This is a genomic window from Stenotrophomonas sp. Steno-C15 (assembly GCF_056393265.1).
Window position 1 is genome coordinate 16,713 of record NZ_JBWJPF010000014.1, and the last position, 23,175, is coordinate 39,887.

Genomic DNA, 23,175 nt, shown 5'->3' on the forward strand with positions numbered 1-23,175 from the left:
CACCCGGATCTACTGCCGGTTGCTCTGGAACACCAGCGCGTTGTAGACATGCAGCAGTCGCCCGGCCGAACCCCGCGGGGCCATCGACGGCGAATCCAGCATGCGCCGCTCGAAGTCGTTGTACGGGGTCTTGCTGCTGACCCGCTGCAGGCGCTCCTTGCCCTCGCGACGGAAGTTCTCGGCTTCGCGCTCGAAGCTGTTCCAGTCCAGCTTGCCCGGCTCCTGATCGGCCACCTTGGCATGTGCTTCGTCGGAAATGCGATTGAAGGCCTGCAGCCGCTCATCGGCCTGCGCCGGATCGAAATCGTCGTCGCCCATCAGGTCCATGATCGCTTTCGCTTCCAGCATCATCGCCAGCCGGTAGTACTCGCGGGTGCGGCCCTCGGCCTGTTCCAGCGCCTTGAGGTGCTCGCGCTGGGCAGCATCGTTCTGGCGTTCCAGTTCAACGTTGAACGTTTCGCTGGCGCCGGCGAAGGCCTTGAACGCCGCCATCAGCGGCGCGTGCAGCTGCTTGCCCTTGGCGAACTGGTCGTCCTCGTAATCCTGGCGCTCGTAGTAGTCGTGTGCCTCATGGCTGACCGGCACCAATGCCTTCAGCGCCTGCAGGTAGCGGCCAGCCGCCGCATCGAGTTCCGGCAGCGCGGGCTGGGCCGCGATCGCCTCGGTGATCGGTGCGTCGCACTGCTTCATGTCGTAGTCGTCGATCTCGCTTGGTCCGTACACACGGGTCTCGCGTCCGCTCGGACCGGCCTCCAGATCCTTGATCCAGCCCGTGTAGGCGCGGGCGCTGCCATGCACCTCGGAATCGACCGCGTTGAAGCAGCCGATATAGGCGTTGAGCTTGGCGGTCAGCTGCTGCTGGGCATCCTGCGTAGGCGCGGCATCGGCCTTGTCGGACGTGCCGGACGAGGCGGGCGGCTTGCCACCACAGGCGACCAGGGCAAGCGACAACGACGCAGCGAGCAGCGCTGCAGTGGTACGACGGAGCATCTACGCACATCCTTGTTGAAAACGATTACAGCCGCGAATTCTATCGCAGTTGGCCGATCATGACACTCGCATCGGATCAGTCGAGGAACAGATCCGGCAGCAGCGGCCGCGACGGATCCACCGCGTAGCCGGACAGGTCGGTGATGCCGGCCTGTGCCAGCACCTCGTCATCGATCAGGAACTGGCCGTGGAAACCCACGGCTTCGCGTACCAGCACTGCATGCGCGGCATCGGCCATGATCTGCGGCGTGCGGCATCCCGCCGCGTCAACGCCGGGGATCATGTTGATGGCGTCGGTGGCGATCACCGTGCGCGGCCACAGCGCATTGACCGCCACGCCCTGCGGCCCGAACTCGGCGGCAAGACCGAGGGTGACGAAGCTCATGCCCATCTTCGCCAGCGTGTAGCCGGTATGCGCACCCCACCACTTCGGTTCCAGGCTCGGCGGCGGCGCCAGGGTGAGGATGTGTGGATTCGGGGCCTGCCGCAGGTACGGCAGGCAGGCCTGTGCGCACAGGAAACTGCCACGCGCATTGACCTGCTGCATCAGGTCGAAGCGCTTCATCGGTGTCTCCAGCGTGCCGCGCAACCAGATCGCGCTGGCATTGTTGACCAGGATGTCGATGCCACCGAAGGTATCGACCGTAGCGGCGACGGCCGCCTGCACCTGCTCTTCCTCGCGGATGTCGCATTTCAACGCCAGGCCCTGGCCGCCGGCCGCATTCACCGCATCGGCAGCGCTGTGGATGGTGCCCGGCAACTTCGGGTTAGGCACCGACGACTTGGCCGCGATGGCCACGTTGGCACCATCGCGCGCGGCACGCAGCGCGATCGCCAGGCCGATGCCACGCGAGGCACCGGTGATGAAAAGGGTCTTGCCCTGCAGACTGCCCACGTTCCAGACTCCAGCGTATGCAATGAGCGGCTAGTATGCCGCGCCGACGCGGAGTTCACCCGGTCTTGACGATACTCGGGCCTCCAGTCAACGCACGAGGTCCACGCCATGCGCCGTTCCCGTCTGCTGCTGCCTGCCCTCGCACTCGCCCTGATGACCGCCTGCCAGGGCAGCTCGCCCGAGCCCGGCAAGGAACCCGTCGCCACGGACACCCCCAGCGCGGAGAAGGCAGCGACCGATGGCCGGATGCGCTGGAGCGAGGCGGTGGTGTGGGACGGCGACCTCAACGCCTGCCGTCAGGGAGGCGACGCGGCGACGCGCGACTGCCTGCGCGATGCGATGCGCAGCGGCGGCGCCAGCTCGGATGCAATCACGGCCGCCGAGCAGCTTTCCACCGGCGGCGAACTGGCCTATGTCAGCGCGTGGCATGAGCATGACGGACTGGGCGTGGCCACGGTTGAATATCCCTTCCGCGCCAACACCAACCAAGGCACGCGCCTGGTGGATGCAGGCGGCAAGCGCATCGATGTCGATGCGGTGCAGCTGGACGATGCGCTGCGCGCCGACCCGACTGTGCAGGCAGTGCTGAAGGCCAACCCGCAGGCGACGCCGTTCGCACCGGCGCAGGCCGCAGGCACCGCACCACTGGAAGGCGGCGGCATCCGCCTGCTGTACCGCACGCCGCTGCGCGACTGCCATGCCTGCCCGGATGTGGGGCAGCTGCAGATCGGCTATGACTTCGATGCCAAGCGGAACTTCATTGGCCAGCAGCTGGTGCCGGCAACGCCCTAGCGCTCCGGTGGCGCCGGGTGCCGCCGGGCCCGGCCTACCCGTACGCGCGTACCTGCCTGCGCAGCAGATGCGGCACGATCAGCCGGTGCATCGGGTCCACCGGCAGCATGTACAGGCGCCCGAACGCGTTGTGCGTATGCACCACCGTCGCCACTTCCAGCGTGTCACCCTGCCACTGCAGCGCCAGCTGCACGTGCAGGTGCCGGTCGTCATCCTCCAGCACGATGGCATCATCGTGCAGCGACTGCAGGGTGAAAATGCCGAGCCGCTGCCCGGGACTCGGATGCTGCGCAGCCTGCACCGCACGCAGCGAACCCAGATCCTTCATCCCGAGCAGGCGCATGCCCTGGTTGCGCAGCGCCATCAGCCCGTCAAACCACGCGGGGACCGTCGCTGCCATGTCGCGATAGGCCTGCAGTGCACTGCGCCCCTGTCGATGGGTGGCGACGCGGCAGGCATGCACGAAACCCGCACCCGCCAGCTGCGGATGCAGGACGCTGGCCGCGCTCGGCAGCGTGGTCACTACGTTCCACCGTCTCACGGCTTCGGCCCCTGCCCTTCGTTGTCTTCCCAGTGCAGGATGCGCCGTGTGACGAAGCGGTAGACCGGCTTGCCGGTGGCGAACCACAGTTCGCGTACCCACGACGTGCGCTTGAGCACGCGCTTCTCCACCGGCGTCAATGACTCGCGGCAGTACATGCGTTTGTGCTTGAGCAGATGGCGCAGGTCCTCGCGGGCCAGCAGGCGCATCCAGCGCGAGCGCGGATTGCCGATCACCGCCAGCTGGAAGTCGATCAGCGCCGGACGACCATCGTCGGTGACCAGCCAGTTGGCCTCCTTGGCCAGGTCGTTGTGGGCGACGCCGCGCCGGTGCAACTGCTGCAGCAGGCGCCGCGCGGCGCGGAACCAGGCGAGGTCGCCGCGCGGCGGGCGCTGGTACATGGCATCGCCGGCCATGAAACTGCGATCCAGGTGGCGGCCATCCCAATCGATCAGCTGCGGGACATCGGCCATGCCGTGGATATGGCGCAGCGCGCGTGCTTCGCGCCGCGCCAGCCACCACGCCGGCAGGCGCAGCCACAGCGGCGTCGCCCCCAGATCGCGGCGCACGAACAGCCCGTCGGGGCCCTCCATACGAAGGATGCGGCCGAAGCTGTCGGCCTTCAATGCATGTGGTGGGACGTCTGGCGAATGCGGCATGGCGCCATTCTAGGCGATGCCGACGGTGGCAAACGGTCGGCAAGCGGCTGGGAACCAGTCACCTTCACGCCTTTATAATCGGGCAATGGACTCTTCATGGATCGACGCCACCCTCGCGTGGATTGCCGCTCATCCCGTGCTGGCGGGCGCGGTCATTTTTCTGATCGCGTTCTGCGATGCGGTCATCATTCTCGGCGCCATCGTGCCCGCACTGCCCCTGCTGTTCGCCGTGGGCGTGTTCATCGGCCTTGGCCAGATCTCCGGGCCGTACGCGGTCGCTGCGGCAGCGCTGGGTGCATTCGCGGGCGACGGCATCAGCTACTGGATCGGCCGCCGCTGGGGCGATCGCCTGCGCGGCGTGTGGCCGTTCAGCCGCTACCCGCAACTGCTGGACCGTGGCGAGAACCTGTTCCGCCGCAATGCCTTCAAGAGCATTCTTGTGGCCCGCTACGTCGGCGCGATCCGGCCGTTCGTCCCCGCCATCGCCGGCATGATGAACATGCCCGCCAGCCGCTACATGCAGGCCAGCGGCATCGCCAGCATTTCCTGGGCCGTGCTGTTCCTGGCGCCAGGCTGGATCCTGGGCGAAGCCTATGACGCGGTCGCGGCCGTGGCAGGTCGCCTGGTGGTGGTGGTCGGCCTGCTCGCTGTGATCCTCAGCCTGGTCTGGGCGATCGTGCTGTACGGCTACCGCTGGTCCGCCGCGCGCATGGATCATTGGCTGTCGCGCCTGCTCGACTGGTCCAACCGCCATCCGACTCTGGGCCGTTACACGGTCGGCGTGCTCGACCCGAAGCGGCGCGAGTCGGTGCCGTTGGCGATGCTGGCACTGATGCTGCTGCTGCTCGGCTGGGGCTGGTTCGCACTGCTCACCCTGGTGGTCGCGCACGGTGAACCGCTTGCGGTCGATCTGCTGGTGCACCAGGCCATGCTGGCGCTGCGCAACCCGCTGGCCGACTACCCGATGGCGGCGCTGGCCTCGCTCGGCGCATGGCCGGTACTGCTGCCGGCCACCGCCGCGGCGATGGGCTACCTGATCTGGCGCCGGCGCTGGATGGCTGCGGCGCACTGGCTGGCCGCGCTCGCCTTCGGCCTGGCCCTGACGCTGCTGCTCGGCGCGACCGTGGATGTGGTCCGCCCGGTCGACGCCAGCAGCGGCTTCGGCTTCCCGTCGGTATCGGTGACCATGGCCACCATCACCTTCGGCTTCTTCGCGGTCCTGATCGCGCGCGAGATGCCCGGCCGCACCCGCGTCTGGCCGTACCTCGTATCGGGCATCGTGGTCAGCCTGATCGGCTTCTCGCGCCTGTATCTGGGCGCACACTGGCTGAGCGATGTGATCGGCGGCATGCTGTTCGGCACGTTCTGGCTGCTGGTGCTGGGCATTGCTTACCGCCGCCGGTTCAACCGGTCGTTCTGGGTCAAACCGGTCGCTTGGCTTTTCTACGGCGTCTTCGCCGTTGCCGCGATGTGGTATGCGCCGCGCAACATCGCGGTGAAGCTGGAACGTTTCGAGCCGTCCCTGCCCGCCGCGCAGGCGATGGATATGCAGGCGTGGTGGCAGCACGACTGGTCCGCGCTGCCGGCGCGCCGCAACGAGTTCGACGATGACCAGCGCTGGCCGCTCGATGTGCAGGTCGCCGGTCCCCTGGCCCCGTTGCAGGCACAGCTGGAGGCACGTGGCTGGACGCTGCAGGAGCAGGCCGGTTGGCAGGAAGCATTGCTGATGCTGGACAAGGACACCGGTGCGGAGCAGCTGCCGGTCCTGCCGGCAACGCTGGACACGCGCGTGGAAGCATTGCTGATGGTGCGCCAGGGGGCGCGTCCGGACGAGCGCTACGTGCTGCGCCTGTGGCCGGCCGCCGTGCAGCTGCAGCCGGGCGACACGCCACTGTGGCTGGGCAGCGCACAGACCCTGCGCTACGAGCGTCACTTCCAGTGGATCGGCATGTGGCATCCGCTGCGCGGCGTGGATCCAGCCTTGAACGCGGTGAAGGACGCCGTGCAGGACCTGCCGCAACGCGAGGATGTGCACGGCGAAACCGGGTTGCCGGTACTGCGGTTGAAGACCATCGCACCGTGAGGAGCCGCCGGGCGTGGCCCGGCGCTACCGCGCGGGATGATTCTTTACGGCATCCAGCCCAGCAGCTGCTGCAGGCGCTGATGCGGATCGTCCATCTGCAGCAGTTGCAGGCGCTGCTGTTCGCTCAACGGCAGCAGCTCGGCCAGCCGCCAACCGACCCAGCTTGCCTGGTCCAGCAACGCAGGGTTGGCCGGAGCGTAGGCTTCGCCGGCCTGCTCGATGATGTGACCCAGCACGGTGGCCAGCAGCGCATGCTGTGGACGCAGCTCGTCATCCGGGTCTTCTTCGCACCAGCGCACATCGGCCACCACCAGGCCGTTGTCGCGCACCCGGGTGCGCTCGACATGGAAGCGGCGGGTACCGCGCAGGCGCAGCTGCAGCACGCCGTCGGCGCCGACATCGAAGTCCTCGATGCGTACCTGCACACCGTAGGCGGCCGGCGTTGCCGGCGCACCGACCTCCTGGCCATCAAGGATCAGGCAGACGCCGAATCCCTCCGCACTGCGGCCGCTGTCGCGGATCAGGTCCAGATAGCGGCGCTCGAACACGCGCAGGCCGATCGCCGCGCCAGGCAGCAGGGTGGCGTGCAGCGGGAACAGGGGCAGTGGCGCGTCCGTGCTCATCGCGCCTGCAATGCTGCGAGGAAACGGCGCGGCGCGCCGTCGAAGCCACCATTGGACATGAACACCACGTGGTCACCGCGGTGCACGCGCTCCTGCAGCTGTGCCAGCAATGCGTCGGTATCGGGTACCGCGTGCGCGTGGCCGCGCACCGCTGCGATCACCGACGCTGCGTCCCAGGCCAGCTCGGGACGATGCAGGAACACCACCTCGTCGGCCAGCGCCAGCGAGGGCGCAAGCGCGTGTGCATGTGCGCCCAGCCGCATCGAATTGCTGCGCGGTTCCATCGCCACCACGATGCGTGCATCGCCCACCTTGGCGCGCAGGCCCTCGAGGGTGGTGGCGATCGCGGTGGGATGGTGCGCGAAGTCGTCGTAGACGGTGATGCCGTCGTGGCTGCCGATCACTTCCATGCGCCGCTTGACGCTGCGGAAGCGCGCCAGCGCCGGGATCACCTCGGCCGGTGCCACGCCCACCGCATGGGCAGCGGCCAGCGCAGCCAGGCCATTGAGAACGTTGTGCCGCCCCAGCAGCGACCATTGCACATCGCCCAGCGCTTGCCCGTGATGGTGCACGCGGAAGGCGCTGCCATCGGCGGCCAGCAGTTCGGCATGCCATTCCAGCGCCGGATCGAATCCGAAACGCTCGACCGGCGTCCAGCAGCCCATTGCCAGCACTTCGGCCAGGTGCACGTCCTCGCCGTTGACGATCAGGCGGCCGCGCGCCGGCACGGTGCGCACCAGATGGTGGAACTGGCGCTGGATCGCGGCCACGTCCGGGAAGATGTCGGCGTGGTCGTATTCGAGATTGTTGAGGATGGCGACCAGCGGCCGGTAGTGGACGAACTTGCTGCGCTTGTCGAAAAAGGCGGTGTCGTACTCATCGGCTTCCACCACGAACTCACGGCCCTGGCCGAGGCGGGCGGAAACGCCGAAATCCTCGGCCACGCCACCGATCAGGAAACCCGGTGCGCGACCGGCATTCTCCAGCAGCCAGGTGAGGATGGTCGTGGTGGTGGTCTTGCCGTGGGTGCCGGCCACAGCCAGCGTGTCGCGGCCCGGCAGCACCTGCTCGGACAGCCACTGCGCGCCGGAGCTGTAGCGCTGGCCGGCGTCGAGCACCGCCTCCACGGCCGGGTTGCCACGCGAGAGCGCGTTGCCGATCACCACCTGGTCGGTGCCCGCCGGCACGCTGTCGACCCGGTAGCCCTGGTCCAGGGTGATGCCCAGCTGCTCCAGCTGGGTCGACATCGGCGGATAGATGGCCTGGTCACTGCCGCTGACCGTATGGCCCAGTTCCCGCGCCAGGGCGGCCACGCCACCCATGAAGGTGCCGGCGATTGCAAGGATATGTACGCTGCTCATGAGCGAGGATTGTGACCGATCACGGCTGTATAGGGCCAATGTCCGTAATGGGGTCAGACAAGTCCTACACCCAATGTGAGAAAACTCCAGCCACCTGTCAGGGAATTCCCGATAGCGATGTTCTGTGAACCCGGACACAATTCGGATTGCCAGCCGCAGTACCCGAACCGGTCCTACTCCCCAAGAGGCCATCCCCAAGGGAGCTCATGCTGCGGGGCCCTGAGCAAGCCCTCCGCTGGCACCTATGAAAACGACACAGGCCTGGTCCGCAAGGACCAGGCCTGTGTTCTGCATGCCGACCGCAGCCGGCCGCGCGCCTGGTTCAGGCCTTGATCGCGGCCAGGATGCGGGCTTCGATCTCGTCGAGCTCGCCGACGCCATCGACGCGTGCCAGGGTGCCCCGGCCTGCATAGAAATCCACCACCGGCGCGGTCTGGTCGTTGTAGACCTGCAGGCGCTGGCGCACCGATTCGGGATTGTCGTCGGCGCGGCCCTGCTCCTTGGCGCGGCCGGCGATGCGTTCGACCAGCAGTTCGGTGGCCACATCCAGCTGCACCACCGCATCCAGCGGCTGACCGATCTTGGCCAGCAGGCCGTCCAGCGCATTGGCCTGCGCCACGTTGCGCGGGTAGCCATCCAGGATGAAGCCCTTGGCGACATCCGCCTGGGCCAGCCGCGACTCAAGCATGCCCAGCAGGATCTCGTCCGATACCAGGTTGCCGGCATCCATCACCGCTTTCGCCTGCTTGCCCAGCTCCGAGCCCGCAGCGATCTCCGCACGCAGCATGTCACCGGTCGAGATGTGGGCGATGCCCAGCTTGTCCTTCAGGCGCGTCGCCTGTGTCCCCTTGCCCGAACCGGGCGGTCCCAACAGAACCAATCGCATTGACCTGACTCCAACGTGTTGAAAACAAAGAAGGTTCGCGTCCCGGACGGTCCGGTATCGCTGCACCGCAATAGCGCCACTTTACCGCATCCGGGTAATGTCCCTGCAATGTCCCTCCCCTGAGCAGGTAGAAGCATGCGCAACGGTACCCTCCTCTATGCCCAGTCCGGTGGTGTCACCGCGGTCATCAACGCCACCGCTGCGGCGGTGATCGAACAGGCCCGGGCCAAGGGCATCAAGGTCCTGGCGGCCCGCAACGGCATCCTGGGCGCCCTGCGCGAAGAGCTGATCGATACCAGCAGGGAGAGTGCGGCGGCCATCCGCGCCCTCGCCCATACACCGGGCGGTGCCTTCGGTTCGTGCCGCTTCAAGCTGAAGTCGCTCGATGCCGACCGTGCGCGCTACGAACGTCTGCTGCAGGTCCTGCGCGCGCACGACGTGCGCTGGTTCCTCTACAACGGCGGCAACGACTCGGCCGATACCGCGCTGAAGGTCTCGCAGCTGGCCAAGGCATCCGGCTACGACCTGACCTGCATCGGCGTGCCGAAGACCATCGACAACGACCTGGCTGTTACCGATACCTGCCCCGGCTTCGGCTCGGCGGCCAAGTACACCGCGGTGTCGGTGCGCGAGGCGGCGCTGGATGTCGCGGCGATGGCCGAGACCTCCACCCGCGTCTTCATCTACGAAGCGATGGGCCGCCATGCCGGGTGGCTGGCCGCTGCCGCAGGCCTGGCCGGCAATGGCGACGATGAGGCCCCGCACATCATCCTGCTGCCCGAACGTGCCTATGACGAGGCGGCCTTCCTGGCCAAGGTCAAGGCGGTGGTCGAACGCGTCGGGTACTGCGTGGTCGTGGCCTCCGAGGGCATCGCCACGGCAGATGGCCGCTTCGTCGCCGATGCCGGCGGCAGCAAGGATTCATTCGGTCATTCGCAGTTGGGCGGCGTCGCCGCGCACCTCGCTGGCCGGGTCAAGGACCAGTTGGGGCTGAAGGTGCACTGGGCCCTGCCCGATTACCTGCAGCGCTCGGCACGTCACATCGCCAGCCGCACCGACTGGGACCAGGCGCAGGCCGTGGGCAAGGCGGCCGTGCAACTGGCATTGAAGGGCCAGAACGGGGTGATGCCGGTGATCGTGCGCAGCAGCGACGCACCGTACCGCTGGAAGATCGAGTCCGCGCCGCTGTCGAAGATCGCCAACCACGAGAAGAAGATGCCAGCCGGCTTCATCCGGCGCGACGGCTTCGGCATCACTGCCCGGGCGCGCGCCTATCTGTCACCGCTGATCAAGGGCGAAGCGCCACTGCCGTACGGCGCCGATGGCCTGCCGAAGTATGTGACGCTGAAGAACGTGGCAGTGAAGAAGACGCTGCCGGCCTTCGAGGTCTGACTGCGATCATGGCCCTGCGGATCGTCCGCCTCGGTTCTCCGCGCGTTCCGGGCGAAGGCCTGCGCATCGGCACCGTACGCCGCCCGCCGCGCGGCGTGCCACGCAGCGAGTTCGCCCGCCAGGACTGGTACGACGTGTGGTTCCCGACGTTGTCGCCCAGCGCGGAACGGGTGAAACAGGCTCGCGGGGCGACCACCGCGGCCGACTGGAATGCCTTCTTCCGCAGCTACCGTGCCGAGATGAAGGCGCCCGACGCAGCCCACGCGCTGGATCTGCTGGCCGCGCTGTCGCAGCACACCGACATCAGCGTGGGCTGCTACTGCGAGGATGAGGCGCACTGCCATCGTTCGGCACTGCGTGACCTGCTGGTGGCCCGCGGTGCGAAGCTGGCCGAGTGATGGCAGGGGTGCCGGCCAGCGGCCGGCACTACCGGGTTCTCCGCCGGGCATGGCCCGACGCTACCGGTGCGCGCCGAAGTACATCCACGCCCTGCGTGGCTTCGCCCTGCCGGACGGCGTCAGTTGCAGGCCTTGCCTTCCACCTGCAGCTGCGCGGCGAACATCGTTACCTGCGGAATCTTGCCGGCGGCGGCCTGCTTCTTTGCTTCTTCCAGATAGATGCGCGACTGCCCCTGGCCGTCCAGCGCTTGGCGGTTGTCGACCGGCAGACGCCACACCCGCACCACCGCCTGCTGTGCCGGGCACGTCGCGCTGGGCACGCGGATCACGTCATTGAGCTTCCAGCCCTTGTCGACAGCGGGCTGCGCCTTGGCGAAGTCGACAAAACGAGCGCGCGGCTGGCACTGCTCGCTGGTACGGACCACGGCGAATCGATACGGCTCGGCAGCCTGGCCGGTGAAGGCGCCCTCCAGCCGCGCACAGGCTTCGGGAATCTGCCGCAGCGTGTGTACCGCTCCCACCGCCTGCGGCGCACCCACCGCGCGTTGCAGTTCCGGGGTCTCGGCGGCAGATGCAGGCATTGCCGGCACAAGGGCGGCAAGCATCAACAGGGACAGACGCATGGGAGGGTCTCCTTCAGGACTGAGCGCAGGCTTGCAGAGGAAGGCTTAACAGGGTGCAAAGGCGCGTCGGTGGAGGGGCAAGCGCTGCGCCTTCCACGCACGGCGCTACCATCCGGGCGCATGTGCACGCATACTGCGGCCACCAGGGAATGCTGAACACCGCCATACGTCGGACGACCGCCACGGTCGGCACGGGTTGGTTCCAGGCTGCAGCCCGTCGTCCCCCTCGTGGTGAAGTTCATCGCCACTGGATGCTCATCATCCATTCTGCGGAGGGGTCTAATGCTGGAACGTCACGGGCTGTCATTGGCGCTGGGCTGCGCCATTCTCGCGATCCTGTTCGGAATCGTCTCGGCGCGCTGGATCCTGCGCCAACCCACCGGCAATGAGCGCATGGTCGCGATCGCCACCGCGATCCAGGAGGGCGCACGCGCCTATCTGAACCGCCAGTACCTGACCATCGGCATCGCCGGCGCGGTGTTGTTCGTGCTCGTAGGCGTGTTCCTGAGCTGGTACACCGCTGTCGGCTTCGCGGTGGGTGCGGTGCTGTCCGGCGTTGCCGGCTACATCGGCATGAACGTGTCGGTGCGCGCCAACGTGCGGACCGCTGAAGCCGCACGCAACGGCATCAGCGCGGCGATGGATGTAGCGTTCCGTGGCGGTGCGATCACCGGCATGCTGGTGGTCGGCCTGGGCCTGCTGGGCGTGGCCGGCTATTACGCCCTGCTGCTGCGGCTCGGGCTGCAGATGGACCAGGCGCTGCATGCGCTGGTCGGCCTGGCCTTCGGCTCTTCCCTGATCTCGATCTTCGCGCGCCTGGGCGGCGGCATCTTCACCAAGGGCGCCGACGTCGGCGCCGACCTGGTCGGCAAGGTCGAAGCCGGCATTCCCGAAGACGATCCGCGCAACCCGGCGGTGATCGCCGACAACGTCGGCGACAACGTCGGTGACTGCGCCGGCATGGCCGCCGACCTGTTCGAAACCTACGCAGTCACGGTGATCGCAACCATGCTGCTGGGCAGCCTGATGCTCGCCGAAGCCGGCGCCAACGCCGTGCTGTATCCGCTGGTGCTGGGAGGCGTGTCGATCATCGCATCGATCATCGGCGCACTGTTCGTCAAGGTGAAGCCCGGTGGCTCGATCATGGGGGCCCTGTACAAGGGCGTGATCGTGTCGGGTGTTCTGGCGGCGATCGCCTTCTACCCGATCACCACGGGGCTGATGTCCGACAACGTGCACGGTCCATTGGCGCTGTATGGCTGCGCCCTCATCGGCCTGGTCCTGACCGGCCTGATCGTCTGGATCACCGAGTACTACACCGGTACCCAGTACAAGCCGGTGCAGCACGTCGCCCAGGCGTCGACCACCGGACATGGCACCAACATCATCGCCGGCCTCGGCATCTCGATGAAGTCCACCGCGCTGCCGGTGGTGGCGGTCTGTGCCGCGATCTGGGGCGCCTACGCGCTGGGCGGCCTGTACGGCATCGCCATCGCCGCTACTGCCATGCTGTCGATGGCCGGCATGATCGTGGCCCTCGACGCCTACGGACCGATCACCGACAACGCGGGCGGCATCGCGGAGATGGCCGAACTGCCCTCGGAGATCCGGGACATCACCGATCCGCTTGACGCGGTGGGCAACACCACCAAGGCCGTGACCAAGGGCTATGCGATCGGCTCGGCGGCGCTGGCGGCGCTGGTGCTGTTCGCCGACTACACACACAACCTGCAGGCGGCGAACCCCGGGCAGGAGTTCCGCTTCGACCTCAGTGACCACACGGTGATCATCGGCCTGCTGATCGGCGGCCTGATTCCGTACCTGTTCGGCGCGATGGCCATGGAGGCGGTGGGTCGGGCCGCAGGCGCGGTGGTGGAGGAAGTGCGCCGGCAGTTCCGCGACATCCCCGGCATCATGCAGGGCACCGGCAAGCCGCAGTACGACAAGGCCGTGGACATGCTGACCCGTTCTGCGATCCGCGAGATGATCCTGCCCTCGCTGCTGCCGGTGGTGGTGCCGGTGGTGGTCGGCCTGCTGCTGGGCCCACGCGCACTGGGGGGCCTGCTGATCGGCACGATCGTCACCGGCCTGTTCGTGGCGATTTCGATGACGACCGGCGGCGGTGCCTGGGACAACGCCAAGAAGTACATCGAGGATGGCCACTTCGGCGGCAAGGGCAGCGAAGCGCACAAGGCCGCGGTGACCGGCGACACGGTCGGCGACCCGTACAAGGACACGGCCGGGCCGGCGATCAATCCGCTGATCAAGATCATCAACATCGTGGCGCTGCTGCTGGTGCCGCTGCTGTAGCGGATCGGTGGAGCCGGGCGTGGGCCCGGTTCCACCCCCTCACCCGGACTCAGCGATTCCAGCGACGCCCACAGCGGCGTGGATCGCCGACATCGCCACGTTCGACACTCTGGGGCGGCTCCAGTCGTGGCGCCGGCCGGCTGAGCACATAGCCGGCGCTGACCGCGAAGAACAGGCCCACGCCCAGCAGCAGCCGCCAGGAAGGGTGTGCGCCCCAGCAGAACAAGGCGAACCCCACCGCCATGCCAGCGCTGGCCAATGCCTTGCCCCGGCGCGACACGGCGCCCTGTTCCCGCCACAGTCGCAGCGGCGGGCCGTAGCGCGGATGTGCCAGCAGCCGTTGCTCGAACCGTGGCGAACTGCGCGCGAAGCAGCCCAGCGCCAGGATCAGGAAGATGGTGGTGGGCATCACCGGCAGCAACGCGCCGATCACCCCCAGCCCGACCATCATCCAGCCCAGCGCGAACCACAGCCAGCGCATCAGCGCATCGCCCGCAGGCAGAGCCCGGGCATCAGCCGAACTCGATTTCAACGTGGCCATGCACGCTACGGAACGCGGCATCGGCGGCATCGATCACCTGCTGTTCCTGCGCGGCGCTCAGGGGCACCGCATCCAACGCGGCGGTGAATTCCCGCCAGTGGCGGGCCGCGCCATCCGGGTGCGCAGCCAGGTGGCGGGCACCGAACCCTTGGTCCAGGCCAAGCCGCGCGGCCATCTTGTACAGCACCGTGCCCCCCAGGTTGGAGCCTTCGGCCACGTACAGCCACCCCAGCGCCACCGGCAACGGCAGGTCACCTGCCAACGGCGCCATGTCCGCGCCGGGGAGATCCTGCCCCAGGTCGTGCAGATCAGCTGCCACCTGCTGCAGACGCCGACGCCCGGCCAGCCCCGGCAGCAATGCGTCCAGCGCCGGGCTGGCGTACAGCCGGTCGATGCTGCGATGGAAGCGGTACTGCACGCGCAGGAAGCGGGCGAAGCTGCCGAGATCGGCAAAGATGTCACCGGCCATGATGCGCTTGTCCAGTGCGCCGTGGCTGTCGCGCGTGGCGGCCTTGAGGCGCAGGCTGCGGCTGTCTTCAGGAGCGATATGTGCGTTCATGGAGGGTACCTGGGAGAGAGGTCCTGCTGTAGACGTGTGGCGCAGGGCTTTCCCCAAGCCCGCTTGCGTCGATAATGCCCCTCCCTCTTTCCCGCCGGGAACCGATGATGATCACCACCGAACCGCGCATGACCAACCTGTTCCTGCAGCTGGGCCTGGATGCCAGCGCCGAGGGCATCGCCCGCTTCATCCGCGACCACCAGCTGGCTACCGGCGTGGCGGTGGCCGACGCGCCCTACTGGAACGATGGCCAGCGGCAGTTCCTGGCCGAATCGCTGCAGGCCGATGCGGCCTGGAGCACGGTGGTCGATGAACTGAACGAGTCGCTGCACGAAGATGCGGTGAAGGCAGCGACCGGGCTGTAAGCCTGCGGTCGCGGCAAGGCGGTGCAGTGGCCGGTCCGCACCGGACGCTGCAGGACGCCCACAGGCTACGCTCAGTACCTCCAGGTGAATGCAAGGCGCGCGGTACGGCCCGGGGCGGGCATCACGCCCAGGGCGAGCGGATCGAGATAGTAACGATCCGTCACGTTGTCCACGTTCGCCTCCACCGACAGCTGGTCGCTGAAGCGCCAGCTGGCGAACAGATCCACCAGGGTGGTGGGCCGGTACAGCTGCTGGATCGCCGAAAGGCCGACATTCCAGTCCTTGTCCAGTCTGCTGATCGGGCCGGCGTTGTGGATCACCCGGGTGCCGAAGGTCAGGCGCTCGTCGAACAGGCGCGATCCAGCCGTCAGGTTCACCATGTAGCGCGGCGGGTTCTGCGTATTGGTGTAGGAACCCTCGAAGCCACCGTCCACGCAGTTGGGCGTACTGGCCAGTTCATCGTTGTTGCGCTGTGCACCGTACGCCCGGCGCTCGGCGGCGATGTCCGGGGCGCAGGTCTTGGCCTTGAAGTAGTAATGCGCGGACAGGTCGGCAAATACCTTGCCGCTGTCATAGCTGGACTGGAACTCCATGCCTGAGACCTTGAACTGGTCGACGTTGCGGATCAGGCCGGCGGACAGCGTGCGGTAGTCACGCGTGATCAGGTCATCGATGCGCGTATCGAAGTACGCCAGCTTCAGCGCCAGGCGATCGCCGGCGGTGAACAGGTCATGGTGGACGGTGCTGGCACCGATTTCCCAACTGCGCGCGCGCTCCGGCTTCAGCTCTCCGACGGGTTTGGCGGCGGTGAACAAGCCCAGTGTCGTCTCGAACAGGCTCGGCAGCTTGGTGCCCTCGGCGTACTTCACGTAGACCATCGTGTCCTCGCTGAAGCGATAGGCCACGCTGGCGGTGGGTGAAAAGGCACTGTCGCGGCGACGGATCGGTTGCGACCAGGTCCACCTGACCGGCACCTCCAGGTCTTCCGGTGCATCAGCGTCGTAGAAGTTCCAGCCACCAATGTCAGCCACCGTGCCTTTCTTGTACGGCGAGGCCAACAGCGAGGCCTGGGTGAACGCACCCTCGGCGTCCGGATACCAGTTCAGCAGCGCGATGCGCTTGGCGCGCCAGGAGGGCAGTGCCGGGTTGCCATCCAGCAGCTCGGTGTAGCGGTACTGTCCCTGCACTTCATAGGCATCGGGTGTGGCCAGACGATTGCGGTCATGCACGTCCACCCGGTTCCAGCGGCCACCGGCCATCAACTCCCAGTGTTCGTCGGGCTGCCACTTCAGCGACGCCACGGCGCTGTACTCCTTGCGCTCAGCGTTGCGCAGGAAACGGTTGTTGACCAGATCATCCTGCTTGATCGGTGCGGAGCTGCCCGGTGCGATGTCCTCGTCGCTGTAGGACAGGCCGTAGTCGAGGGTGAACACGCCTGCACGGGTGTCGAAGATCGAGGTGTTGCTGGCATCCAGGCCGAAGCGCTTCTGTCGCAGCGGATTGCGGTAGGCATCCTTGTAACCCGGATCGCCGCTGAAACTCGGCGCGTCGTACCACTCGGTACGGCGGTCGAAGTACCACGGCGTGATGCCGGTCAGGCTGTTGTACATCACGCTGTCGGCATCGGTGTACCAGGCGTTGACGCGCAGATCGATTCGCTCGCTGTCTGGATCGAAGCGATAGCGCAGGCTGTAGCTGTCCATGTCGACATGGCCCGGGTCCCATTGTGGAATGCGATCCCGCTCAACGCGGATGATCTGCGAGGCCATGATCTCGCCGGCGCGGCCCTCATAGCGGCGATAGCCAGCTTCGAGGGTCTGCGCATCGTCGATGCGCCAGGTGCCCTTGAGCAGGGCCGACGTCGAGCGCGAGGAGGTGTTGAACACTTCGGTGCGCGGCGGATTCAACGGTGCCAGCGTGCGCCGGGTCTGCGGAAAGTCATCGTATCCGTGCCTGCCGGAGAAGTAGTTGCCGTTGTCGCGGCGGGCGTACGCCGCGACCAGATCGAAGCGGTCCCACTGCCCGGCGGCGGCAACGTTGAAGAACTGGCTTCCGGTGGCGCTGCGGTCCGTGCGGGGCACGGCGCTGTATGCCGGCACGCTGTTGGCGCTGGCGTTGGCCAACCCAGCGCGCACGCGGACGCCGACATCGCGGCCCTCGCGCAGGATGTCACCCACGTTCAGCGTCTCCATCTCCACCACGCCGCCGATGCCGCCGGACGCGTTGGCCTTCAGGCTGGGGCCCTTGGTGATGGTCAGGCGTGAGATCAGGTCCGGATCAAGATAGCTGCGCTGTGACTGGCCGGCGTAGCCCCGGTAGGTGTCCATGCTGGACTGCCCGCCATCGATGATGACGGGCACGCGGCTCTGGCCCTGGATGCCGCGGATGTTCACGTCGAAACCGTTGCCCACGCGCGGATCACCGGCGGTGACCCCGGCCACGCCCTTGACGATGTCGCCGTTGGATGTGCCACGGAAGCGCTCCAGCGTTGTGCGATCCAGCGTGGTGGTCGAGCCGACGCTGCGATAGGTGTCGAGCAGGTGCGCCTCGTCGCTGCCGATGCCTTCAGCGACGCGATCGCCGGCCACACGCAGCGGGCCGGTGATGGTCGGCGATTGCGCCTGCAGGGCGCCGGCCGCTGCCAGTGTCACTGCACCGTCGCCGACACGGCGCACGCCCATGCCACTGCCCTGCAACAGCCGCGTCAGCGCCTCGTCTGCGGTGAGCGGGCCGCTGACCGCCTGCGACGTGACGCCGCTGGCCAACGCAGCCGGATAGACCACCTGTACGCCGGACTGCCGCATGTAGCTGCGCAACGCGCTGTCGAGCGGCTGCGCGGGAATGTCGAAGCGCTGCGCGGCTGCCTGCGGGTTGGCAGTGTCCTGGGCCAGCGCGGGCGGTACTGCGCCGGCAATACCGGCGGCGAGCAGTGCGACACACAGGCGGGACGGGCGCGGAGTGCGGCCCGGACGTGGGGAATCGAACATGGAGAAACCTGTCAGGAAAGCGGAGCCGCAGGCGCGGCGTCATCCACGGCACGCGTGGACACGGCGACGTACGTGGCGGCTGCGGGTACGTTCGTGGAGTAAGACGAACGGCAGCGCCACAGCCCCAAGGGGGATCACTGCCGATCACGTCTCCACACGTGACACGGCGTCATCTGTGAACGATGACCACACCCATCGGCAGGCGGGTGATCCTCAGCCCCGTCGTCTCCGCGAGTGCATCCAGGGCCTGTTCGGGGCGATCGATACGCAGTGCGGCGCTCACGGCCGGCAAGGTCGAAAGGCCGCCCTGCACGAAGGTCGGACCAGCACGATAACGACCAAGCAGATGCACTGCATCGGCAACATTGGCCTGCTCCAGCAGCAGTTCGCCCTGGCGCCACGCACCCACGCTGTCGGCAGCGACATCGCTAAGGCGGACGACGCCGGACGCGGAACCGTACTGCGCACGCTGCCCCGCCTGCAGATAGGTCCAGCCACTGTCGGCCGGGGCGGCCACGCGCACCCTGCCCTGCCCGACCTGGGTTTCAACCGCTTCCTCGACCCGCGACACGGAGAATGCCGTGGAGATGTCTTCAACCACGCCGTTGCCTGCGGCCACGCTGAAGCGCCGCTGCGGATCGGCGACCACCTCGAACCAGGCGCGGCCACGCAGCAGATCGACCCGCCGAGTGCCCGCATCGAAGTGCACGGCGATCGCGCTGTCCGCGTCGAGCACCGCACGGCTGCCGTCGGGCAACTGCACATGCTGGACGCTCTGGCGGCTGCGGTGGTCCGCCTGCAGGCGCAGGGACGCCTCGGGCCAGACCATCAGCATCGCCAGGGCGGCAGCGGCAGCCGTCATCCAGCGCAGCCGCTGACGCCGGCGCCGCACCGCAGACGCGACAGCCGGTCGAGGGCCGAGGCTGCGCCACAGCGTGCGCTGCTGCTCGAAGGCGTGGCGATGGCCCGGTTGCGCCAGCCACTCTTCGAATTCGCACATGCCAGCATCGGTGATGTCGCCCGATGCCAGCCACGCGATCCAGCGCATGGCCTGTTCGGCCACGACGTCTTCGCAGGCGGCGGGAGAAGAAGTGTTCGGCGGGCTCATTGGCTGGCGGACAGGAATACTCACGCGCGGGAATAGGGAACTGGACCGCAGGTACAGTCCAGCCATCAAGACGTTTGAACCAGGCCCATCCCCAAGCGCGTCCGCTCAGCGGCCGCTGCGGGCCCAGGCCAGGCGCTGCAACGCGGCGCGGATGTGGTTCTCCACGGTGGTGACCGACACGCCAAGGCGACGCGCGATCTCGGCCTGGGTCAGGCCCTGCAGCCGATTGAGGCGGAAGATGGCACGGGTCGGCTCCGGCAGGTGGCTGGCCGCATCGAGGACACGCTGCAGCTCATCCTGCGCCATCACCTGCTCTTCGGTGGACGTGGACGTAGCCTCGTCCGGTCCCCACAGGTAGTGATCGGCCAACAGGCGGTTGCGGCGCGTCGACTCGCGTCCATGATCGGTCGCCAGGTTGGCTGCCAGGCGGTACAGATAGGCCCTGGGATTGTCGATCAACGGGGCGTTGCCCACCCCGCGGGCCTTGAACCAGACAGCCTGGATCACGTCCTCCGCACCCGGGTCGCCCCCCAGGATGCGCTGCACCCGGCGCAGCAGCGCCGGCCGCTCTCGGATCAGCAGTTCGGTGAGGGTGGCGGCATTGGATGGCATGCGCGGAGCCGGTACGACGGGAGGGCGCCGCGCATGCTACACCGTCAATGCGAATCAGTCACGTTCTCATTTGAGAGAATCACAGGCAACCGATCAGCCCCTCGTGAATCGAAATGCGGCTGCCTGGCGGCGTGACATGGATCGCACGGACGGGCGCGGCCTGCTCCAGCGCACGGAGGAAGTCCTCAAGCCGTGTTCCCGTCGCCACGGGCAGTGGACAGGCGAAACTGCGCAGGTCGACATCGATCCGTCCATCATCAGCCACCGCGGTGGCGCTGCCGGCGAAGGTCCAGATGCAGCTCTGGATGGCGCCGCTCGCCGCATGCACCGAGCAGCGCAACCGCATCGGCAGCAGATTGCTGTATTCACCTTCGCAGAAGGTGTCACCGCAGACGTGGTCAAAGCTCTGCCGCAGCGACCGTTCGACCGCCAGGAAGCGTTGCCACCCAGCCGCCTGGTTGGGGAACAGGCGTGCATCCACATAGGCCGGCGCAGCGTGTGCCGCGCCGGCCAGCCCCATCAGGCCTGCAAGAACACCCCTCTTCAGCGCGCGCATCAGGCGGCCCTCCCGGCATTGCCCGGCCGCCCCAGGCAGGTCGGCAGTGTGTCGAAGACCGTCACATCGGTTCCCGGGAAGGGCTCGAACGCGCCCTCCTCCTGCTCCAGCGTCGCGTGGAACACCTCCACCGGAATCCCCTCCCCAAGGGTGACGGGGCAGATCCAGCGCGCATTGTCCACCTGCACTTCGCCGCGGACCGGTTCGACCTGCAGCTCGCTGGCCACGATGCCCCAGGCGCAGTGGCGTACGGTACCGGCGTCGGCCTGAACGGCGCAGCGGAACGTCAGTACCCGGTAGTTGCTGTACTCACCTTCGCAGAAGGTGTCGGCGCAGATGCCGTCGAACTCGCGCACCAGCGACGCCTGCAACCGGTGGAAGCGGTCCCGATTGGCTTGGGGCGAGGGGTAGTCGACAAGGTCGACATGGCTGGCGTGTGCCAGCGCCGGCAGGGTTGCGAACAACAGGAACGTGCCGCAGCAGCGGGTTGTCCAGGACATGGCGGATATCTCCCAGGGAACGAGCCAGCAGCCTGCGCCGGCCGGCCTTCCGGGCCCATCGGGCAAGGCGGGCGCCGCAGGTCGTCCACCTGCGCAGCGGCCTGTAGGGGTCGCCCCACCTGCACAGCGGCCTGCAAAGGCATAAAATGGAGGGCTATCCGCCTACATCCCCACCTGGAGCACGACCATGGGTCTGGAACTCGTCTCGCCCGGCAAGAACCCGCCGGAAGAAATCAACGTCATCATCGAGATCCCGAAGGACTCGGAGCCGGTGAAATACGAAGTGGACAAGGAAACCGGCGCGATCTTCGTCGACCGCATCCTGTCGACCCCGATGCGCTACCCGTGCAACTACGGCTACGTGCCCAGCACCCTGTGCGGCGACGGCGATCCGGCCGACGTGCTGGTGGTGCTGCCGCTGCCGCTGGTGCCGGGCTCGGTGGTGCGCTGCCGCCCGGTCGGCGTGCTGAAGATGAGCGATGAGGCCGGCAGCGACGAGAAGATCCTGGCCGTGCCGGTCGCCAAGATCTTCAGCGGCTATGCCCACGTGGAGGACATCGAGCAGGTTTCCAGCCACTGGCTGGAGCGCATCGGCCACTTCTTCGAGCACTACAAGGACCTCGAAAAGGGCAAGTGGGTCAAGCTCGACGGCTGGGGCGGCGCGGCGGAAGCCAAGCAGATCCTGATCGAAGCGCACGCGCGCTACCTGGAAGGCAGCAAGGCCTGATCCTGAACCGCGTCGCTCCGGTGTGTCCTGCCGGAGCGATGCGGGTCACGTTTCAACACCGCGGCACAGCACTCCGGGTGCTGTATTAGGTAAATTGCGTCACTTCACACGTCGTCGACATCCAGCGTCGAGACAGCCAGGGGATTGTGTCGTGCGTATTCTGCTTGTTGGAGATGCAGCCAGCCTGCCGGCCGAGCTGACCGAATTCATTGCCGATCTTGGGGAAGACTGGCAGCCGCTGACCGCCGCCGACGGCCACACCGCGATGACGGCAGTGGCGACGCAGGGCGTGGACGCGGTGATCGTCTGCCCGCAGCTGCCGGACCTCAATGCCACCACCTTGCTGGGGCAGATCCGGACACTGCGCCCGGAAACCATCCGTATCGCCCTGGTCGATGCCCAGCACGGCAACCGGCCACCACCGGCGCGCCTGATCGGCGTTGCCCACCGCTTCCTGCCGCTGCCACTGGCGCCGGAGGTGCTGCTGGAGGCCTTGACCAGCCTGGAAGAGCTGCGCGAGGTGCTGGACAGCCCGCGCCTGCGTGATGCCATCGGCCGCATCGAGAAGCTGCCTTCGCCGCCACACCTGTACCTGAGCCTGACCCAGGCCCTGGAACACGATGACGATACCGACAGCGCCGACGTGGCCAAACTGGTCGCCGCCGATCCTGCCATCGCCGCGAAAGTCCTGCAGCTGTCCAACTCGGCCTTCTTCAGCCAGGGCCGCACCATCGCCGATCTGCGCACGGCGGTCACCCGACTGGGCCTGTCCACCCTGCGCGACCTGGTCCTGGCAAGCGAGGTGTTCTCGGCACCGACGCTGTCTGCGGCCGAACGCAACTCGCTGCAGCAGCGCGCCCTGCTCGCCTCGCGCCTGGCCGCCCGCCTGCTGCCCGATTCCAGTGCGGAACTGGGTGCCACCGCGGCGCTGCTGGCTGACATCGGCCTGCTGCTGCCGGGCGTCCGCAACGAGCGCAGCGAGCCTGCGCTGGCCGGCGACCTCCGTCCCGGGCACGCCGAAGCCGGCGCCTACCTGCTGGGGCTGTGGGGCCTGCCGATGCCGATCATCGAAGCGGTGGCGTTCCACCTGCAGCCGCAACGCGCCACGACCCGCAGTTTCTGGGTGACCGGCGCGGTGCACGTGGCGCTGGCGCTGGTCAACGGCGATCCCGTTGACGAGGACTACCTGCAGCGCGCAGGCGTACTCAATCGATTGCCGCAGTGGCGTGAGCATGCCAATGCACTGATGGGGCTGACACCCACTGACGCCTGAGCAGCACGCAGGCGACTGCCGTCACCTCGCATGAGGGCGCGTCCAACGGACGCGCCCTTTTTTCTCTCTCAGCGCTGCGGACAGGCGTCCAGCACGCACAGACGCCATTGACGCTCGCACAGGGTCGGGGCGTTGCCCTTGGCCAGGCACTCCAGCCGGAGTTGCTCGCAGTACACACCGCCGCCGCAGACGATGATGTTCTGTGCGGACAGCGAGCCCACCAGCGTTGCATAGATCAGGACGGCGGCCGATACCTGGCGGAAAAGCGTGCGCTTCATATCCATCTCCCAGTGTCCGGTATTGGACGCACCTACTGTGCTGAATGCGACAAGAGCAGACAGTGACCGCACTCACTTTCCCGACCTGATCAGAATTCCCTTACAGAAACGAAAAG

24 protein-coding genes are annotated in these 23,175 nt (G+C 67.4%); 8 read left to right on the top strand and 16 right to left on the bottom strand.

All coding sequences use genetic code 11. The features are described from left to right. Window positions 1-9 precede the first annotated feature (9 nt). Window positions 10-990 (bottom strand): YiiG family protein, encoded by a 981-nt coding sequence (locus AC06FB_RS11980; RefSeq protein ID WP_193396841.1) that lies wholly within the window; start codon window positions 988-990, stop codon window positions 10-12. Between the two features lie 76 nt (window positions 991-1,066). Continuing rightward, window positions 1,067-1,885 (bottom strand): SDR family oxidoreductase, encoded by an 819-nt coding sequence (locus AC06FB_RS11985; protein ID WP_478053727.1) that lies wholly within the window; start codon window positions 1,883-1,885, stop codon window positions 1,067-1,069. Between the two features lie 108 nt (window positions 1,886-1,993). Here AC06FB_RS11985 and AC06FB_RS11990 point away from each other — a divergent pair, with 108 nt between their 5' ends. Next, window positions 1,994-2,677: a hypothetical protein gene (locus AC06FB_RS11990; RefSeq protein ID WP_111186792.1), complete on the top strand. Its 684-nt coding sequence runs from the start codon at window positions 1,994-1,996 to the stop codon at window positions 2,675-2,677. Between the two features lie 34 nt (window positions 2,678-2,711). Here the strand turns inward: AC06FB_RS11990 and AC06FB_RS11995 are convergent, their stop codons facing one another. Next, the gene (locus AC06FB_RS11995) at window positions 2,712-3,200 is read right to left on the bottom strand and encodes a DUF2867 domain-containing protein (protein ID WP_414487636.1); all 489 of its coding nucleotides are present in this window, start codon (window positions 3,198-3,200) and stop codon (window positions 2,712-2,714) included. Window positions 3,201-3,214: 14 nt separating this feature from the next. Beyond that, window positions 3,215-3,877 (bottom strand): serine/threonine-protein kinase, encoded by a 663-nt coding sequence (locus AC06FB_RS12000; RefSeq protein ID WP_478053728.1) that lies wholly within the window; start codon window positions 3,875-3,877, stop codon window positions 3,215-3,217. Window positions 3,878-3,962: 85 nt separating this feature from the next. Here AC06FB_RS12000 and AC06FB_RS12005 point away from each other — a divergent pair, with 85 nt between their 5' ends. After that, a complete protein-coding gene (locus tag AC06FB_RS12005) occupies window positions 3,963-5,960 on the top strand; it encodes a bifunctional DedA family/phosphatase PAP2 family protein (RefSeq protein ID WP_065175086.1) in 1,998 nt (665 codons plus the stop codon). 44 nt (window positions 5,961-6,004) lie between these two features. Here AC06FB_RS12005 and AC06FB_RS12010 read toward each other — a convergent pair whose 3' ends face one another. The 3 genes from AC06FB_RS12010 to AC06FB_RS12020 form a co-directional block, all read right to left on the bottom strand. After that, window positions 6,005-6,583 (bottom strand): LON peptidase substrate-binding domain-containing protein, encoded by a 579-nt coding sequence (locus AC06FB_RS12010; protein ID WP_478053729.1) that lies wholly within the window; start codon window positions 6,581-6,583, stop codon window positions 6,005-6,007. After that, window positions 6,580-7,944, bottom strand: a complete 1,365-nt coding sequence (gene mpl, locus AC06FB_RS12015) for a UDP-N-acetylmuramate:L-alanyl-gamma-D-glutamyl-meso-diaminopimelate ligase (protein ID WP_065181702.1) — start codon at window positions 7,942-7,944, stop codon at window positions 6,580-6,582. The genes AC06FB_RS12010 and mpl overlap by 4 nt, the downstream gene beginning before the upstream one ends. 322 nt (window positions 7,945-8,266) lie before the next feature. Further along, window positions 8,267-8,830, bottom strand: a complete 564-nt coding sequence (locus AC06FB_RS12020; RefSeq protein ID WP_053519211.1) for an adenylate kinase — start codon at window positions 8,828-8,830, stop codon at window positions 8,267-8,269. A 135-nt stretch (window positions 8,831-8,965) separates the two neighbouring features. Here AC06FB_RS12020 and AC06FB_RS12025 point away from each other — a divergent pair, with 135 nt between their 5' ends. Both AC06FB_RS12025 and AC06FB_RS12030 read left to right on the top strand, forming a co-directional pair. Beyond that, window positions 8,966-10,222, top strand: a complete 1,257-nt coding sequence (locus tag AC06FB_RS12025) for a 6-phosphofructokinase (protein WP_053519209.1) — start codon at window positions 8,966-8,968, stop codon at window positions 10,220-10,222. 8 nt (window positions 10,223-10,230) lie between these two features. After that, window positions 10,231-10,620: a DUF488 domain-containing protein gene (locus AC06FB_RS12030; protein ID WP_053519206.1), complete on the top strand. Its 390-nt coding sequence runs from the start codon at window positions 10,231-10,233 to the stop codon at window positions 10,618-10,620. Between the two features lie 119 nt (window positions 10,621-10,739). On the opposite strand, the gene AC06FB_RS12035 is transcribed toward AC06FB_RS12030, so the two are convergent. After that, window positions 10,740-11,243, bottom strand: a complete 504-nt coding sequence (locus AC06FB_RS12035; protein WP_065175090.1) for a hypothetical protein — start codon at window positions 11,241-11,243, stop codon at window positions 10,740-10,742. A 282-nt stretch (window positions 11,244-11,525) separates the two neighbouring features. On the opposite strand from AC06FB_RS12035, the gene AC06FB_RS12040 reads away from it, so the two are divergent. Next, window positions 11,526-13,553 (top strand): sodium-translocating pyrophosphatase, encoded by a 2,028-nt coding sequence (locus tag AC06FB_RS12040; protein ID WP_065175091.1) that lies wholly within the window; start codon window positions 11,526-11,528, stop codon window positions 13,551-13,553. 49 nt (window positions 13,554-13,602) lie between these two features. Here AC06FB_RS12040 and AC06FB_RS12045 read toward each other — a convergent pair whose 3' ends face one another. Then, window positions 13,603-14,034 (bottom strand): YbaN family protein, encoded by a 432-nt coding sequence (locus tag AC06FB_RS12045; protein ID WP_065181703.1) that lies wholly within the window; start codon window positions 14,032-14,034, stop codon window positions 13,603-13,605. 31 nt (window positions 14,035-14,065) lie between these two features. Next, entirely contained in the window at window positions 14,066-14,653 is a 588-nt protein-coding gene (locus AC06FB_RS12050; protein ID WP_065175093.1) for a biliverdin-producing heme oxygenase, read from the bottom strand. A 107-nt stretch (window positions 14,654-14,760) separates the two neighbouring features. On the opposite strand from AC06FB_RS12050, the gene AC06FB_RS12055 reads away from it, so the two are divergent. Continuing rightward, window positions 14,761-15,018, top strand: a complete 258-nt coding sequence (locus tag AC06FB_RS12055) for a DUF2789 domain-containing protein (protein ID WP_053519195.1) — start codon at window positions 14,761-14,763, stop codon at window positions 15,016-15,018. Window positions 15,019-15,089: 71 nt separating this feature from the next. Here the strand turns inward: AC06FB_RS12055 and AC06FB_RS12060 are convergent, their stop codons facing one another. From AC06FB_RS12060 to AC06FB_RS12080, 5 genes are all read right to left on the bottom strand, one after another. Beyond that, the gene (locus AC06FB_RS12060; protein WP_478053730.1) at window positions 15,090-18,005 is read right to left on the bottom strand and encodes a TonB-dependent receptor; all 2,916 of its coding nucleotides are present in this window, start codon (window positions 18,003-18,005) and stop codon (window positions 15,090-15,092) included. A 169-nt stretch (window positions 18,006-18,174) separates the two neighbouring features. After that, entirely contained in the window at window positions 18,175-19,113 is a 939-nt protein-coding gene (locus tag AC06FB_RS12065; protein ID WP_478053731.1) for a FecR family protein, read from the bottom strand. 105 nt (window positions 19,114-19,218) lie between these two features. Beyond that, the gene (locus tag AC06FB_RS12070; protein ID WP_053519189.1) at window positions 19,219-19,725 is read right to left on the bottom strand and encodes an RNA polymerase sigma factor; all 507 of its coding nucleotides are present in this window, start codon (window positions 19,723-19,725) and stop codon (window positions 19,219-19,221) included. A 79-nt stretch (window positions 19,726-19,804) separates the two neighbouring features. Continuing rightward, window positions 19,805-20,281, bottom strand: a complete 477-nt coding sequence (locus AC06FB_RS12075; protein WP_111186799.1) for a hypothetical protein — start codon at window positions 20,279-20,281, stop codon at window positions 19,805-19,807. Then, window positions 20,281-20,781, bottom strand: coding sequence for a hypothetical protein (locus AC06FB_RS12080; RefSeq protein ID WP_193396835.1), 501 nt, complete (start codon window positions 20,779-20,781; stop codon window positions 20,281-20,283). Before AC06FB_RS12080 ends, AC06FB_RS12075 begins: the two co-directional genes overlap by 1 nt. Window positions 20,782-20,968: 187 nt before the next feature. Here AC06FB_RS12080 and ppa point away from each other — a divergent pair, with 187 nt between their 5' ends. Together ppa and AC06FB_RS12090 are read left to right on the top strand one after the other, a co-directional pair. Beyond that, window positions 20,969-21,508 carry an inorganic diphosphatase gene (gene ppa, locus AC06FB_RS12085; protein ID WP_111186801.1) on the top strand — a complete coding sequence of 180 codons (540 nt, stop codon included), beginning with the start codon at window positions 20,969-20,971 and terminating at the stop codon, window positions 21,506-21,508. Between the two features lie 151 nt (window positions 21,509-21,659). Continuing rightward, complete coding sequence (locus tag AC06FB_RS12090) at window positions 21,660-22,781, top strand: HDOD domain-containing protein (RefSeq protein ID WP_053519181.1); 1,122 nt, start codon at window positions 21,660-21,662, stop codon at window positions 22,779-22,781. A gap of 68 nt (window positions 22,782-22,849) precedes the next feature. Here AC06FB_RS12090 and AC06FB_RS12095 read toward each other — a convergent pair whose 3' ends face one another. Beyond that, a complete protein-coding gene (locus tag AC06FB_RS12095) occupies window positions 22,850-23,059 on the bottom strand; it encodes a hypothetical protein (protein ID WP_478053732.1) in 210 nt (69 codons plus the stop codon). Window positions 23,060-23,175: the final 116 nt, after the last annotated feature.